At 62.8% G+C, this 14086-nt stretch carries 17 protein-coding genes; 4 read left to right on the plus strand and 13 right to left on the minus strand.

Annotated elements, in window-relative coordinates; genetic code table 11:
• Window positions 1-403: 403 nt before the first annotated feature.
• Entirely contained in the window at window positions 404-889 is a 486-nt protein-coding gene (locus ACQKQD_RS33655; protein WP_427510932.1) for a GNAT family N-acetyltransferase, read from the minus strand.
• A gap of 317 nt (window positions 890-1206) precedes the next feature.
• On the opposite strand from ACQKQD_RS33655, the gene ACQKQD_RS33660 reads away from it, so the two are divergent.
• Complete coding sequence (locus ACQKQD_RS33660; RefSeq protein ID WP_427510933.1) at window positions 1207-1497, plus strand: hypothetical protein; 291 nt, start codon at window positions 1207-1209, stop codon at window positions 1495-1497.
• A 133-nt stretch (window positions 1498-1630) separates the two neighbouring features.
• Here the strand turns inward: ACQKQD_RS33660 and ACQKQD_RS33665 are convergent, their stop codons facing one another.
• Both ACQKQD_RS33665 and ACQKQD_RS33670 read right to left on the minus strand, forming a co-directional pair.
• Window positions 1631-1894, minus strand: a complete 264-nt coding sequence (locus ACQKQD_RS33665; protein ID WP_427510934.1) for a hypothetical protein — start codon at window positions 1892-1894, stop codon at window positions 1631-1633.
• 314 nt (window positions 1895-2208) lie between these two features.
• Window positions 2209-2403 (minus strand): hypothetical protein, encoded by a 195-nt coding sequence (locus ACQKQD_RS33670; RefSeq protein WP_427510935.1) that lies wholly within the window; start codon window positions 2401-2403, stop codon window positions 2209-2211.
• Between the two features lie 193 nt (window positions 2404-2596).
• On the opposite strand from ACQKQD_RS33670, the gene ACQKQD_RS33675 reads away from it, so the two are divergent.
• Window positions 2597-2917, plus strand: coding sequence for a hypothetical protein (locus ACQKQD_RS33675; protein WP_427510936.1), 321 nt, complete (start codon window positions 2597-2599; stop codon window positions 2915-2917).
• Between the two features lie 7 nt (window positions 2918-2924).
• On the opposite strand, the gene ACQKQD_RS33680 is transcribed toward ACQKQD_RS33675, so the two are convergent.
• Entirely contained in the window at window positions 2925-3566 is a 642-nt protein-coding gene (locus tag ACQKQD_RS33680) for a tyrosine-type recombinase/integrase (protein WP_427510937.1), read from the minus strand.
• 563 nt (window positions 3567-4129) lie between these two features.
• On the opposite strand from ACQKQD_RS33680, the gene ACQKQD_RS33685 reads away from it, so the two are divergent.
• Window positions 4130-4819: a hypothetical protein gene (locus tag ACQKQD_RS33685; protein ID WP_427510938.1), complete on the plus strand. Its 690-nt coding sequence runs from the start codon at window positions 4130-4132 to the stop codon at window positions 4817-4819.
• Window positions 4820-4821: 2 nt separating this feature from the next.
• On the opposite strand, the gene ACQKQD_RS33690 is transcribed toward ACQKQD_RS33685, so the two are convergent.
• The gene (locus ACQKQD_RS33690) at window positions 4822-5136 is read right to left on the minus strand and encodes a tyrosine-type recombinase/integrase (protein WP_427510939.1); all 315 of its coding nucleotides are present in this window, start codon (window positions 5134-5136) and stop codon (window positions 4822-4824) included.
• A gap of 530 nt (window positions 5137-5666) precedes the next feature.
• Window positions 5667-6482 (minus strand): helix-turn-helix domain-containing protein, encoded by an 816-nt coding sequence (locus tag ACQKQD_RS33695; RefSeq protein ID WP_427510940.1) that lies wholly within the window; start codon window positions 6480-6482, stop codon window positions 5667-5669.
• An 872-nt stretch (window positions 6483-7354) separates the two neighbouring features.
• Between ACQKQD_RS33695 and ACQKQD_RS33700 the strand changes: the two genes are divergently transcribed.
• Window positions 7355-7633, plus strand: coding sequence for a type II toxin-antitoxin system RelE/ParE family toxin (locus ACQKQD_RS33700; RefSeq protein ID WP_427510941.1), 279 nt, complete (start codon window positions 7355-7357; stop codon window positions 7631-7633).
• Window positions 7634-7943: 310 nt separating this feature from the next.
• Here the strand turns inward: ACQKQD_RS33700 and ACQKQD_RS33705 are convergent, their stop codons facing one another.
• The 7 genes from ACQKQD_RS33705 to ACQKQD_RS33735 all read right to left on the minus strand — a co-directional run.
• Window positions 7944-8351 carry a hypothetical protein gene (locus tag ACQKQD_RS33705; protein WP_427510942.1) on the minus strand — a complete coding sequence of 136 codons (408 nt, stop codon included), beginning with the start codon at window positions 8349-8351 and terminating at the stop codon, window positions 7944-7946.
• A 112-nt stretch (window positions 8352-8463) separates the two neighbouring features.
• Entirely contained in the window at window positions 8464-9732 is a 1269-nt protein-coding gene (locus ACQKQD_RS33710; RefSeq protein WP_427510943.1) for an IS256 family transposase, read from the minus strand.
• A 345-nt stretch (window positions 9733-10077) separates the two neighbouring features.
• Window positions 10078-10347: a ribbon-helix-helix domain-containing protein gene (locus tag ACQKQD_RS33715; RefSeq protein WP_427510944.1), complete on the minus strand. Its 270-nt coding sequence runs from the start codon at window positions 10345-10347 to the stop codon at window positions 10078-10080.
• Window positions 10344-10976: an AAA family ATPase gene (locus ACQKQD_RS33720; RefSeq protein WP_427510945.1), complete on the minus strand. Its 633-nt coding sequence runs from the start codon at window positions 10974-10976 to the stop codon at window positions 10344-10346. The genes ACQKQD_RS33715 and ACQKQD_RS33720 overlap by 4 nt, the downstream gene beginning before the upstream one ends.
• Window positions 10977-11546: 570 nt before the next feature.
• Window positions 11547-11900, minus strand: coding sequence for a hypothetical protein (locus tag ACQKQD_RS33725; protein ID WP_427510946.1), 354 nt, complete (start codon window positions 11898-11900; stop codon window positions 11547-11549).
• Between the two features lie 112 nt (window positions 11901-12012).
• Complete coding sequence (locus ACQKQD_RS33730; RefSeq protein WP_427510947.1) at window positions 12013-12558, minus strand: recombinase family protein; 546 nt, start codon at window positions 12556-12558, stop codon at window positions 12013-12015.
• A gap of 682 nt (window positions 12559-13240) precedes the next feature.
• On the minus strand, window positions 13241-14086 hold an 846-nt coding region (locus ACQKQD_RS33735), incomplete at its 5' end, for an autotransporter outer membrane beta-barrel domain-containing protein (protein ID WP_427510948.1).

Consider the following 14086-nt stretch of genomic DNA (forward strand, 5'->3'; position numbering starts at 1 on the left):
GTGCTTCGGGTTGAAGGTCTGTCTTGGTTGGATACGGGTTCGATGTCCGCTCCGGTGCCTTGTCGCTCGGAAGCGGACCAGCCGAATTCCACCCTAAGCGGTCGATCCGCATCCGACCCAACCCAGCCGCCGGAAGCGTTATCGGCCTTTCCCCGAAGCAGACATTCGTCAGTCGTCCGGCAACTTCAGCTCGAGGTGGGAAGGAGGCTTCGACGGAGCCCCCCCGCGAGCCAATGTTCGGTCTCCAATCCCAAGCATACCCTGACTGCTTTGCTTGATCTACCCGGAAGCGGATGCCTGCTCGGGCTCGCTATCACACATCGATGCTCGTTCCATCAGCCTTCCAACTTCGAATCTGAGCTCCTTAGCTACAGGGAGGCCGGAGTTTGATTTTATAATATCTTTAATATAGGAAGGCTTCATAGCGAGCGTAATCAATGCTCCCTTTTCTATTCACATCTCGTAGGGAAAAACCGTTTTTTTCGTAAAATAATCTCAGACGCTCGCGATTTGCGAAGCAATCTAATCGAACATAATCACACATCAATTCGCGGGCAAAAATTTTGGCATAATTTAAGAGGGCTTCTGAGACACCTTTTCCTGCCCACACACGTCGAACAGCAAGCTTATGTACATAGATGGACGTTCCAGGAGATATTTCTGGCCAAAAATAAGTATCTTCTTTTTCCAAGCGCATGACACCAGCGATTTGCATATTTTTATAGGCGGCATAATATTTTCCAGCATCAACATCTTGCGTGATACGCTCGAAACCAATTTCGTTGGCCGTCCATAATGATTGATTATTCCCAGAAAGCCACTCGTCTGCTTCTTTCAAAATAGACACAACCGCTGGAACATCGTGCCTAGATGATATTTCAATCTTCATAATTACTCCTTATGCATTTTTTGACTAATCGTAATGACATCGGCTCGACTAAGCTACACTGGTCGTTGTACCTAATGCGATCGTCGGCGTCTGCCTCAGCGACAGCCTGGAAGTGGACCTTATCGGGGTCTGCGCTGGGTCGTGAGCGGGCACGAAGGCGATGTCCGCTTCCATCGGTTACCGTCCGAAAGCGGACCGGCAGATATCCACCCCAAGCGGCCCTCCCGCTTGCGACCCGCAACGGACCCGGTGTGTAGGTTCCGAACGTCCGGATTTCGACCACTCGCTCGCGTGCCTGTCGTGCCGATCACACCCTGGTGATCGGCACCTCGCCATGGCACCTGTCCACCATGGCAGTTCCCGACAGAACCGAATGCGAGGTGCGGATCGACGGCGCGTGGCAGCGCGTGCCACTGACCGAAGCGCACGCCCACCATCGCGCCGCCAAGAAACGCTGTCCGATCTGTCACGGCCGGGTGCGCACTCAGGGGCTCTATTCGGGGGAGGGCGGCGTCGCGATGATGCACCAGCGGGCGCATGACGGCTGCCCGAGGATCCCCAAGCACTACGCCGGCATGCTGAAGCGGCACCCCGAGGCCTTGGACTGAGATGCGCGGCTCGTACGGCATCAGTCTCCCTGTCGCCCAGCCATGCGTATCCCTGCATGGTTCGTCCCCGACGGCTCTGAGCTACGGCAGCGTACGGCAGGGTCGGTAGTCGACGGCAACGGTACGGCAGTGGCTACGGCAAGAACGGGGGCATCACACCATACGCACTGAAGGTGCGAGCAGCAGTTGCACTCGGGTGGGCGATCTTGGGGGACGCGAGGATGTCGCCGCTGTCCGTGATGATCGACGGAATGGCATCCTGACCATCGATAGCCTCGGCTGCGGCGTCCAGGGCGGCGCGTAGGGTCGGGAAGCTGCGCATCTCGGCGGCGAGAGCCGGAACATGGCCGGGCCAGAGGGTGAGTTCGGCGGGCTGTTCGAGGTCGACATACGTCATGAGCCCGGCTGTCTTGACGGCGGGTCTGGCCCCTATGCCAAGGACGTGCCGCGCGGGTTCAGCCGAGCGTGAGAGCGGGCCGTGAGCCGGCGCGTGCAGTGACCAGTTCCACCGCGGCGCCGGCAGCACGACAGCAGGCGCTCGTGGTATGTCCAGAAAACGGTCGTTTTCTATACATGCACGCTCGCGTCAGGAGCCTCCCGTGAGTGGGATTAATCACAGGGGGTCATCCCCACCGGCAACGCCTTGTACAGACTCAGGCAACTGTCCTTCGGCGCCCTACACGAGGGCTCCTTGTCATTGTCGTGCTTCCACTATCCCAACTTGTAGGTGGCCTCGACCCAAAATTCGCTTATTCCTGCGAAACCACCCGCTCTGATACCGAATTTCTCGACAGTCAGAGCAACAAGAATATCAGCGCCTGCCTGCTGTGGCACCTTATCGAGCGCGTCCTTTATAGCCTCCTCTAAAGAAGTCCCTTTTCCTTCAATTTTGGTAGGATTTGGCACGGAACATCCCTCTTGCAATGCTGCATTTGCGGTGCAAATTCAGCATTGCGTAGATTTGCATTTATCAGAGATTTGAGCAACCTACGCCTTGCTCGGAGGTATTTTTGCCCTCCAGGCGAATAGCGAACTCATGCCAGAAATTTAGACGAGAAATATCATGTAGTTTTCCTTCAAATTGAATGAGGAGATAGCAATGCCCAAGCTAATCAAGGACAGCTTCAGCGCCTGGATCGATAAAATGCCTGGGACTCAGGAAAAGCTCATCCTGAAAGGCGAAGCCGAAGTGCCAACCGGTGGATGGAAATCATCGGTTCGCCCTGCATCACCGCCTGGAATAAACAAAGACATTCTGATTGTTGAGGTTGATCTCATAAAGCCGACAGGAGCAGTGACTCAGGTTATCTCTAAAATTGAGTGTCGTTATGAAGAGACGCCACCTAAAAACCGCTATACTGATGTTACGGTTCGATTCGATGGAGAAGAATTCACAATTCCCGTTGGAGAGACAAGTTAATAAAAATCTATATTAAAATACGCTCAATCTCATCTAAATTTATCTCGTCTGATCGATGATCGTAGCGTTGTGTCGTCCGAGTTGAGGCATGGTTGGCAATAGCGGCGGCGCGCTCCAACGTGCCGCCGTTCTTGAGGTAGGCGGTGATACCGGTGGCCCGGAACGTGTGGTTGCCGATCTTGGTGGCGATGTCGGCCGCCGCGGCCCGGCGCTGCACCATTGCGTAGGCATTGGCTGGCGGCAGCGGTGTGCGGGTGAGGATTCCAGTGCCGCGGCCAGCCGTGCGGAACAGCGGCCCGTCGTCGTCCTGGGCTATGCCGGTGCCGTCGAGATAGGCGTGCAGGTAGGTCTCAAGGTTGTGGTGGCAGGGCCGATCGACCGCCTTGCCGCCCTTCTCGTGCAGCCGCACCCACAGGCGGCGGTTCTGCACGTACACGTCCTCGACCCGCATGGTGGTGGCCGCGCCGATCCGGGCGAAGGTGTAAACCATCAGCCCGATTAGGGCGCGGTCCCGGAGGCCGATCGACGTCGTGGTGTCGATCGCGTCGAGGATGGCGCGGGCCTCCTCGGGGGCCAGCACGGGGGTCTTGCCGCGCTTCACCACGTGCTTCGGCCCCCGGACGGCGGTGGCCGGGTTGAACGGCAGCACGCCGCCGGGTGATGCGTTAGTCGGCTGTCACCCGGAGGGCGAAACCGCCCCCGGGCGGGTTCGGGGAGTCGCGTGAGGCGGCGAGTAGGACGCGGCCCGTACATCTGGGGTCTGGAAGGCGCGAAGGTAGGGCCGCTAAAACAAGCCGAATTGCGTGCTTCGGCCGGAGAGAACAAAATGGCACCGCCAGCGCCAAAATGGCGGCCAGGAGCCCAGCTCAGTTCATAAAGCAGCCTTCATGAACTGTTTCAGTACCTTATATGAACCCTTGTATTTTTATCTATCATAATGATTTGTAACGCTATTTTTTGTGAAGAGGGGGCCGCGCGCGCTGAACTGTCTCTAGAGCAAGAGTCCGAAGAGGCGTTTTTGGGTGCAAGTTTGAAAACGAGAGGCACCCATGTCGGACACCATCAAAGCACTCCTGGACGCTGCCAAAGGGCTGGCAGACATCGTCATCGGAATTCCTCCAAGCGTGTGGGGGCCATCATCATCCTGTGCGGCTTCGGACTGGCAGCATTCGCCATCTACGCCGTCCTTTTGGTCACCAGAGGGGGACTGTGATGGCACTGCGCGATTGGGTGAAGCTGCCTTCCGGCTGGATTGAGGCCAAAGGCTTGCAACAGTTGCACTGGGGGGCAAACGGCGAAGGGTCGGCCAACACGGCCGCCCTTATGGTGCTGGCCGCCATAGCCCACCACACCGACAACGAAAGTGGGATTGCGCGCCTGACCTACAATGCGCTTGGCCCGATCACCGGCCTGAGCCGCGCGAAGGTGTCGGCGGGCTTGGACGTGCTGCAAAACCACGAAGTCATCGAACGCACCCCCGTAGGCCGCAGCTCATTCAGGCTAGCGAACTACGACCCTGCTGGCGGCTGGGTCATGCTTCCTGCAAAACGGCTCTATGCAGGCGAGCGGATCGCGCCATTCGATAATTTTCATCTGCGTAGCCTGCATGAGCTGAATGCACTCAAACTCTATTTTCTGTTCGCATCGCGCCGGGGCCGCGACACCAATATGGCGAACATCAGCCTTGATAAGATCACAGAGTATTCCGGCGTTGAACGCGCCAGGATCAAACCTGCAACCAGCTTTCTCTCTGCCTCTGGTTTAGTCTATGTAGAACATACACCCTCAACGAAGAATGAGGATCGGATAGCAAATGGCTATCGTTTAGTCGGCCTATACCCGAAGATGCACATGGGAACCAGGGGGCAAGGAATGGATGCAGTCGATTTTCAAGAGTTCTGATTTCATATTATGGGGCTTTTCCACATCATAGCAGCAATTTCTTGTTCCTCGGCTCCCATCAAGTCCGCGTAGATTGCGGTGGTGGCGATATCCTCGTGTCCAAGCCAGCGTTGCAGCAGGTTGAGCGGCACGCCCGAGCGCACTGCATGGACCCCGAACCCACGCCGCAGGCCCTTGGGTGAGGCATGCAGCCCGATGATCCCGGCCGCCGCCATCACGGCTTTGACGTAGCGCCAGGCGGTGGTGCGGCCCCACTGCCAGAACGGGCCACCGAGGGTGGGGAGAGCCGTGAGCTGGGCCACCAGATCGTTCGGCACCGGCACCTCGCGCGCACTGCCTGACCGCGTTTCTTTAGGCTCCGGATCGCCACGCTCCCGGCGGCGGCATTGAGGTCAGCGGAGGCCAGCTCGAGGGCTTCGGACAGACGGCAGCCGGTCCAGGCCAGCACATGGCAGAACGCCCGCAGCTCCGGTGCCGTCTGGTCGGCCGCTGCGAGGAAACGGCGGCGCTCTACGGGGTTGAGGTACTTGCGGTGCCCCGTGGGGTGTGCAGCCGCCAACCGGCCGGAGCGGGATAGGCCATGGGCCGGGCGCTTTCCTTCGAGCCTGACCCTCCGCGCAGGCGCTCGCGGCGGGCGTGAACCCGTCTTCCCCATTCTGGGGTTATCGCTCGTCGGGCCACTCCGGAATTGGGAGCGGCGCGCTTATCCAAGCCCCGCGCCCGAGTCGACGCAGTTCACCGGCCACCGGATTCGCACGGCCGCGCGAGATCGGCCAGCTGGTGCCGGTGAGCCGAGGCTGCGCGGTGATGGTGTCCGGCGTTCGTCAGACCGTCCGGGTTCAGACCCTCAGCGCATGGCTCGAACCGCTCCACCACCCACGCGGATTCTCGAACGATCGCCTCGGTCGAGGTCGCCCGCTGCCTTCCGGCAGCCCTTCGACGGTTGGGTTATGCGCGAATCTAACAGGATTGGAATCTGAGTAGCCGTGCGCTTCGCGGATTTGCACCCTCCCACCTCCGCAGCATCAATCCGCTGTGCCGCCAGGACGGGGGTGCTCTTGCGGGCCAGCTGCAGCCAAGCGGCCCACTCAGGCGAGACGATCCGGACGATGTTGGTGTCGTTGCGAAAGCCCGTGACGCGCCGCTCCTCGACGGTGATGAGCCCGAGCTTCTTCGCCTCGCGGATGGCGTTGCGCACGGTGGTCTCGGCCACTCCGACGATCGCCGCGAGGTGACCGACCGCGAGCCGGCAATCGCCCTGGCGGGCGGTCTCGGCCGCCACGAGCGCCAGCACCGCCTGCTCGGCCAGGGTGAACCGGGCCGCCAAACCCGGCGGCAGCCGTCCGGAGGCCGCCCAGCGGCGGCGGCGCTCCATCGACGCGTCCGTGCGCGGGCGTGAACCCACGGCCCTCCTAGCGCTCCCCAGGCGCCCCTGAGGGGCATCCGCCTCCCGGCCAGCCTGCGGCTCCGCCGGGCTTATCGGCTGGCCCACACGGGGCGCCTTACCGGTCAGCGTGCGGGCCTCGATCAGGCCGGACAGGCGCTCGGCCTCGGCCTCGGTGATCTGCCCCTCCCCGAACGCGCGCCACAGCTGCGCGGTCACCTGCGGCAGAGTGATTCGGCTCGCGGCCTCGATCGCCCGCCTCAACTGGTCGGCAAACATGGTTCTTCGGCCCTCGTCGGGCCGCGACAGGTCCTTCCGGGCCGCCGATCAGGGCGTCCGGTCCACAGGCAAAGGCCTCCCGTCGCGAAAGTTGGCGCTTTCGCTTGACGCCCGGGGGCGTCTCATGGCTTGTGGGGATTGGAAACCGGCCCCACAGGCCATCACGGATTTGACGGCCCTCCAGTTTGGCGACTGGGGGGCCGTTAGCCTTTCAGGGGTCGACTTGCGGCGGCGGTGTCTCCTGATGGTGCCGGCGACTCGCGCGAGGCGATGCGTAGCCGGACAGCGCATGTCGGCTGGCGCGCACGGTTAAGTCAACGTTGAGGCTTGGTTCGGATCGCTGAACGCTGTGACGGACGAGGCTGACCGGTCGTCGCTGCTGCGATGCTGAGCGGTGGTCGGCTCACGCTGTAGCCGTGAACGGGACCGATTCATCGCCTTGCCCGCAGTGTGGGTGTGGATCGGCGTCGAATGATGCCCCCCTTCCACGATCCTGCTTAAGTCATTGCAGATTCACCTGAAACGCGCTGATAGGTGGAGACATGGTTCGACGCCGATCCACACTCTCGATAGCGCGAAGGCAGTGCGTTAGAGCCGCCGGCTTCACGGATGGCCTCTCCGCGCCTACATTGCAGTATGACCCGACGCCCCCCGCGAGATTATACCAGCTTTACGATGGGCTTCTCTACGATCGACAGCAGGTCGCGTCGGGAGACCGGTGCGGCGCCTAGCCGTGTTGAGATCGACAACCGCCCACCCGAGACGATGACGGCCGAGGAACGTGCCGCCGCGGAGCGCGGTCTGACAGATGTACGCGCTGGCCGCTTCGCTTCAGATGAAGAAGTCGAAGCTGCGTTCCGTCGCTTTAGGTCGTGAAGGTCGCCTACACCCGCGCGGCCCTTGAAGATCTCAATGGCATCGCGGACTACCTTATGCCCCGCAGTCCAAGCGGTGCCGCCAACGTGGAGGCGGACATCCGCGCTGCTGTCGGCCGGCTGGGAGATCACCCCTTGAGCGGCCGGGCACAGGACAAGGCAGGCGTGCGCAAAGCGATCTCGCCCGGTTACCGCTACAAGATCCTGTATCAAGTCGATGAAACGGCTGGCGTGGTCTCGGTGCTCTCGATCCTGCATCCGGCTCAGCGAGGCTGAAGGCGGGACCACGCTGCATGGATGCCTTGGTGTAGGGCGTAAAGGGACTGTGGTGTAAGTAGCTGATAATTCGATGGTATCCTCCCAGATGCGCAGGGAGAAGTCCTTGCTCTCGTATTTAGCGTCCGGGCGGTTTTGACCACCGATAAGGCCCCAAATCGACGGATTTGGGCGATCGGCCGGCAACGAGCCGGCGTCAGCTACATGGACGGCTAGATCGATGTCCGTCTTGACGTTTTGCTATCAAGACGTCTTAATCGCTTGATCGCCCTAGGCGATGGGACCTGGTGCAACCGGTATCACTGGGGGCTCACTCCGACGCTACAGGGTCGGGCTTGAAGGGCCACCGGCTCTTCACGAGTTGCACTGGGCCGGAGTGATAGAAGAACTGCACCTCTAGGAACGGTTGGCCGAAGCCCGAAGCCTTCGGGGACCATGCGTAGGGGATAAGTTCGTTAAAGGCGTTCTGCGCCGATACGAAGCCGACCTGGAGGCAGGACAGGAGGTGGTTCGAGCCACTGTCCCGGAAGCGGGCGGTGTTCCCGTCCTCGATGGTGTCTGCGAAACTGAAGACCCGCGTCTCTATCTCTCCGGCCTTCACGGTGAACGGAGCGACCTTTGCGTAGGCCCGGCGAAATGCATTGGGCCCTACAGGCTCGATTTCGCAGTTCACTCGGTTCAGTTGGTCGTAGCCCTTCATCGTCGGTTGGACGATCAAGGCCACCTCGTTAATCGCGACCGGACGGTTGCCGTTGTTGATGAAGGTGAGGGTGTGCTGTGCCCTGATCAGCGGCGGGCGAGCTATGCAGGATTTTAGGTGACGGAGGCGGTCAGGCGGCGCGGTGATCTGGGCTCGCGACGACCTCGGTCCCATCGCGGAAGATGACGCCGGCCACGACCTTCGGCAATTGGTTTTCGCCCTTCAGCCGCCGCCAGGTCTTTGACGCCGCCATCACCAGCTTGAACACCATCAGCTTGGCGGTCGTGGCCGAGAGCGCCCCTTTGGTCCGCCCGGTCCGATGCCGCACCGTGGCGAACACGCTCTCGATCGGGTTCGAGCTGCGCAGGTGATCCCAGTGCTCGGCCGGGAAGTCGTAGAACGCCAACAGCCTGTCACGATCCTTGGTCAGGCAGGCGGCGGCGCGGGGGTACTTGGCCCCGTACTTCTCGACGAAGATCGCCAGCGCCGCCTCGGCCGCCGCCCGGGTCGGCGCGCCGTGGATCTCGCGCAGGTCCGCCTTCATCGCCGGCTGGACGGACTTCGGCACCTTGTCGAGGACGTTGGCTGCCTTGTGGACCCAACACCGCTGGTGAGCGGTGCCGGGGAAGACCTCGTCCAGCGCCCGCCAGAAGCCGAGAGCGCCGTCGCCGACCGCGATCTCGGGCGCGATCGACAGCCCGCGCCGCTTCACGTCGACGAGCAGCTTGCGCCAGCTCTGGGCACTCTCGCGCACACCCACCTGGAACCCGACGAGCTCCTTCTTGCCCTCGGGCGTCGCCCCGATCAGCACGAGCATGCAGTCTGCCTGCTCGGCCATCCGCGCCTGCAGATAGACGCCGTCAGCCCAGACGTAGGCGTAGCGGCGCGCCGAGAGATCGCGGCCCTGCCACCGGGCGTACTCATCCGCCCACGTCGCCGTCAGCCGGGCGATGACGGCCGGCGACAGGTTCGGGGCGTCACGACCCAAGAGGGCGGCCAGCGCGTCCTGGAAGTCGCCGGTCGAGATGCCGCGCAGGTACAGCACCGGCAGCAGCGCATCCAGGCTGGGGGTACGCCGCGCCCACTTCGGCAGGATGGTCGAGGTGAACCGGACCCGGTCCTCAGACCCGCTCGCGCCGCGGTCCCGGACGCGGACCCGCGCGACCGGCACCGGGCCGATGCCGGTCTGGATCGCCCGCTCCGGCCCGTGACCGTGCCGCACCAGCCGCGCGCGTCTGTCCGGCAGCCGCAGATCCTGCATCGCACTCAGGAGCGCGTCCGCCTCCATCTCGACAGCCTGGGCGAGTAGCCGGCGGGCTCCGGCCCGCAGCACCTCGGTCAGGGGATCGTCGAGGTCTTCGGGATGACGAAGTCGGACGACGTTGGTAGGTGTCTCCATGGCGTATCGCTCTCGCTGAGAGGTTCTGGCAGGCTCGACACCCGCCTCGATACGCCGCCTTCAACTCACCGTCGTCACCCAATCTCCCGCATAGCTCGCGGCGGGCTGCTGGCGATTACCTCCGGGACGGCGAACGAAGACGCCATCCGGAGATCGTATCGCTCGTCTACCAGCGAATAGAAGGCCGAGAAGAGGGACACCAAGAGCGCCACGACGGAAAGGGCCAAGCTCAAGTTGGCCTTGAAGCGGCCCTCTGGCTTCGCGGGCTCGCGGTCACGGCGCCACCGCGCTTCGTCCAAAAGGCGTCTAGCGCTCATGATAGCAAGACGCCTCGCGGGCTAGAGATCATGCGCCGTGCCCATGCCGGCGTAGAACGTCCCGGATGGCCTCCTCCGCCAACGCCTGGGCCGTGGTGTCCTGATCGAGGGCGATCCGCCGGAGGGCCTTCCGCTCTGCGGCCGTCATGCGGACGATGATCTGCACCCGCTCATCCACCTTTCCAGCCTTCCGCGGGGCGTCCGGCGCGGGGGGAGCTGCGGGCGGCTCCGCGGCCGGAGGGGCGACCTTCCGGGCCAGCCGATCGGACAGGCTGGTCAGCTTCGGCCGTTCGGTCATGCCAGCTTCTCCTTCAGCTCGCGCCATAGCGCCATCATCTCGGCCGCGGCCCGGCCGTCCGGCTCATACTCATTGACCGTTTGGCCGCCGATCACGGCATGGGACATCGCGACCCGTTGGCTGATCACCGACGCGGCCACCGTGGCGCCCATGGCCTCCAGGGTTTCCCGAGCCTCCGCCACGATCGCGGGCTCCCCTACTCCAGTCCGCGGCGGAGCGTGGTTGATGACGGCCAGCGGCACCTTTCCGACTCTCTGGGCCAGCTCCAGCGTGGTCGCGACCGCCGCGAGATCGAACGGTCCCGGCCGGGTGGGCACCAAGACTAGATCAGCCGCGCGCATCGCATCCGCAATCGGGTTCTCGGCATGGGGCGGGGTGTCCACCACTGCAAAGGCCACGCCCTCGCTCTTAGCCGCCGGCAGCAGCTTCGCCAGCTCGCGGGCCTCGCACTCCACCAAGGCGGGGGTGTCCGCCTGCCGGAGCTGCCACCACCATGCCAAGGACTTCTGCGGGTCCGTGTCGAGCAGCAGGACCGGCTTGCCGCCCTCTGCGGCGATGACACTGAGGTGCGTCGCCAGCGTCGTCTTCCCGACCCCACCTTTCCGGGCCGCTATCGTGATGGTCCGCACGCGAGCCCTCCTGCCGTCATGCTCGCGACCATGCTCAACGTCTCCTTACTGAACCGTCAAGACGGCAACCGATCGAGCTATTTCGCCGAGGCTACGTCTAGCAAGCGCGCGGTCGAGCCCCTTTGCATGCATAATTTCAAGCTGTCCTGCTATCAAGCTATGTCAGAGCCTCGATACCGGAGGTACACGCCCCAGACCGGTTCGGTTTGGGTATGCCTAAATCGTACCACGCCAAGGTTGGTTCGATAGCTCCCATACGGCCATCCGAACTGAACCTAAGGCGCATAGCCAACCATAACGAACCGCGCAGGAGATGATGCTCGGAATTCCGGAACTGCCGCAACGCACAATCGTTGCTGCGCCGCACGTCTCAACATCGTGCAGCCCCTCGTGGGCATTTCCTCCCTTGACTGGCCGCTCCGTCGTGGAGCGGCCTTTTTTGCATCCGGTGCGAAACTCAAGATATTTGCACCGCTGGTCGGCCCTGGCCGGATCAGCCCCTTCCATGGTGCGAATGCCCGGTGCAGAATGGTTCGAGAGGGAACCCTCGAACGGCAGCCGTGGAGGCAATTAGCGCAGCGGCGGCGGAAAGCGCTCCAGATAGGCTTGGGCACGAGGCATAGCGTTGTGCAAGAATTGCGTCGGCTCCCTGAGATGCAAACCTTCATAGGTCAGCGACTCGGCCTCTGAAATGAGGGCTGCCGGCCTGATTTCGACAAGTGAGGCATCCCATCCTGACCACCACATCCCAGCCTTTTTCCAGGTGTGGTTCATATATTTTTCTGGATTGGAATAGCCATGATAGTCAAAAATCCAGCCATCACCCACCACGATTATATGGTTCCCAGTGAAGCCTTTCTTTGGTTTAATCCAAAACGATTTGCAGGAATACGCATTGTATTTCTCAATGAAGGCGTACGCCAATATATGACAAGCCCCACAAGCGAAGAACACGCGATCAGGTAAGGACCATCTCGCTGCTTGATCGGTTTTTCTGTAAATTTTGGTCCTGATCCTGTACATTGGGCAGCGCGGCCTATCGCTTCAACGTTCGCTGTAAGGTCCCCCGATCAACCCCATAGGCACGAGCGACCGTGTTGACAGCCTCGCCCTCTGCCAACCGAGCGCGGGCCTCATTGATTTGCTGGCCCGACATCTTCGGCGGTCGTCCCATATGCCTGCCTGCGGCCTTGGCGACGGCGATCCCCTGCTCCTGACGGCGGCGCGTCCGCTGCCGCTCGTGGGCTGCGAGCGCGGCCGTGATGTCTGCGATCAGGCGGCCATCCTCGTGTGTAATGTCGAGCGAGGGCGTGGCGAGGATGCGGAGCGCAACGCCCCGCCTGGTCAACTCGTCCAGCATCAACACGACTTCGCCTGTCGAGCGGCCCAAGCGGTCCAGTTCGGACACCACCAGCTCGTCACCGGCCTGCAAGCGACCTAGCAGGGCGTCGAGGCGGTAGCGGGCCTTTACCCCGCTGCCTGTCTCCTCGATGACCTCGGCGCACTCCTCGCGGGCAAGGGCGGCCCGTTGCCGTTGTAGGTTCTGATCGTCCGTCGAAATCCGGCTATAACCGTACCGCACTTTTGCAAACCACCTTTCGCCTCGCATAATGCCATGATTTTACAGGCGTTGGGAAGGTGCGGCGAAAGGTAGGCCTTTCGCCCCATCATAACGGTTTCCGCCTCGTCGGTGGTCATGCGCTTACGCTTCGCCAACGGCCGGACTGGCGCCCCGGTCCCGAAAGTCGCGCCGCAGCCCGAGGTGGATGGCGGGCTGTCGCCGATCAGACGCACTGCCCATCTCGATCACAACAAGGATGCGCCCGAAGCCCTTCATGATCCCCTCGGGGTACTCGTGCACGATCTGTTACAAACAGTCCCCGCTATCTGCACCTCGAAGCGGACGGTCCGCCCCCGACCCAACTCGGACGCCGGGACCGCCTTTCAAATTTACAGAAAGCGGTCGTTCGCTTGCTGTCAGATAATGCAGCACATAAGGGGTGCAATTTTTTATTTTGTGAGTTCTTGAAAAACTTTCCATCAAGAAGGGTGGGAGCGGACGGTGCCGACCGAAAAATTCAATGGTCTGATGTAGCCTGTGCGGTCATCGTCTCTCGGAGACTCCGACAGATGTGTGGCCAGCAACTCTCAATGTTGCACGCCCACGGGTCGAGCGTATCAGCAATGTTTGTCGAGCGCAGATCTTGCACTTTTATCACTGATGACTCGCCCTACCCGCGAGTAGTCCGGGTGCTGAGATGATCTCACCAGGCAGCCTGGAGGCCGGCGGAGACGACCTGCGCGGTGGCGTTCGGGCGCAGCTCGCCCGTGTAGCCCACCGACAGCTGCACGCCCTCCGCGACCGCCCCCGCCAGGCTCACCCCCAGCACCGCGCCGTCTCGGCCCAGCGCGCTCGTCCGGCTCGCGAACGCCGCCCCGAACAGGTTGGAGCGGATCACCGCCGCCGTGTCGGCCAGCTCGTGCGCCCAGTACGCCCGGCCCTCCAGGCGCAGGTCCGGGACGCCCGCCAGCGCCCAGCTCGTCACCCGCCCGCCGACCAGGCTGCGCGCCGCGTCGAGATCGGCCACCGCGAAGCCCTGGCCGCCGAAGCCCTGGTTGACCAGACCGCCCCGCTCGGACACCCGGCCCCGCGTCAGCCGGTCGTAGCTGAAGCCCACCTCCGGCACGAACTCTACCGGCAGGCCGGTCGCCAGCGCGTAGCCGGCAAAGCCCGACACCCCGCCGTTCCAGCCCGACGACAGCCCGCTCGCCTGCGACACCGCCGTGCCCAGCGCCACCGTCCGGTCGACCCGCCCGTCCGCGTACGACACCCCCGCCGTGCCGCGCAGGATCACCGCGCCGAGCCGCGTGCTCGCGTAGAGCGTGCCGCCGTAGCTGTCGGTGGTGAACCGGCCCAGCCCCGCGCCCCGGGACGTGCCGCCCTCGCGCAGGTAGCTGAACGCCCCGCCCACCTGCGTGTCCGCCCCGACCTGACGGTCGACGCCCATCAGCAGCCCGCCCGCGTCGAACCCGGCGCCCGTGGCCGCCCGGTCGCCGGCGCGCGCGCCGAACCCGTACAGCGCGTCGGCCCAGACCCGGCCCTCGCCCAC

Source organism: Methylobacterium sp. NPDC080182, assembly GCF_050281105.1.
GTDB lineage: Bacteria > Pseudomonadota > Alphaproteobacteria > Rhizobiales > Beijerinckiaceae > Methylobacterium.

Bases quoted from the DNA above. Each gene is read 5' to 3' on its own strand.
- ACQKQD_RS33710 (WP_427510943.1), bottom strand. From the start codon at position 9,732: ATGGAGACACCTACCAACGTCGTCCGACTTCGTCATCCCGAAGACCTC.
- ACQKQD_RS33685 (WP_427510938.1), top strand. From the start codon at position 4,130: ATGGCACTGCGCGATTGGGTGAAGCTGCCTTCCGGCTGGATTGAGGCC.
- ACQKQD_RS33665 (WP_427510934.1), bottom strand. From the start codon at position 1,894: ATGACGTATGTCGACCTCGAACAGCCCGCCGAACTCACCCTCTGGCCC.
- ACQKQD_RS33695 (WP_427510940.1), bottom strand. From the start codon at position 6,482: ATGTTTGCCGACCAGTTGAGGCGGGCGATCGAGGCCGCGAGCCGAATC.
- ACQKQD_RS33655 (WP_427510932.1), bottom strand. From the start codon at position 889: ATGAAGATTGAAATATCATCTAGGCACGATGTTCCAGCGGTTGTGTCT.
- ACQKQD_RS33715 (WP_427510944.1), bottom strand. From the start codon at position 10,347: ATGACCGAACGGCCGAAGCTGACCAGCCTGTCCGATCGGCTGGCCCGG.
- ACQKQD_RS33675 (WP_427510936.1), top strand. From the start codon at position 2,597: ATGCCCAAGCTAATCAAGGACAGCTTCAGCGCCTGGATCGATAAAATG.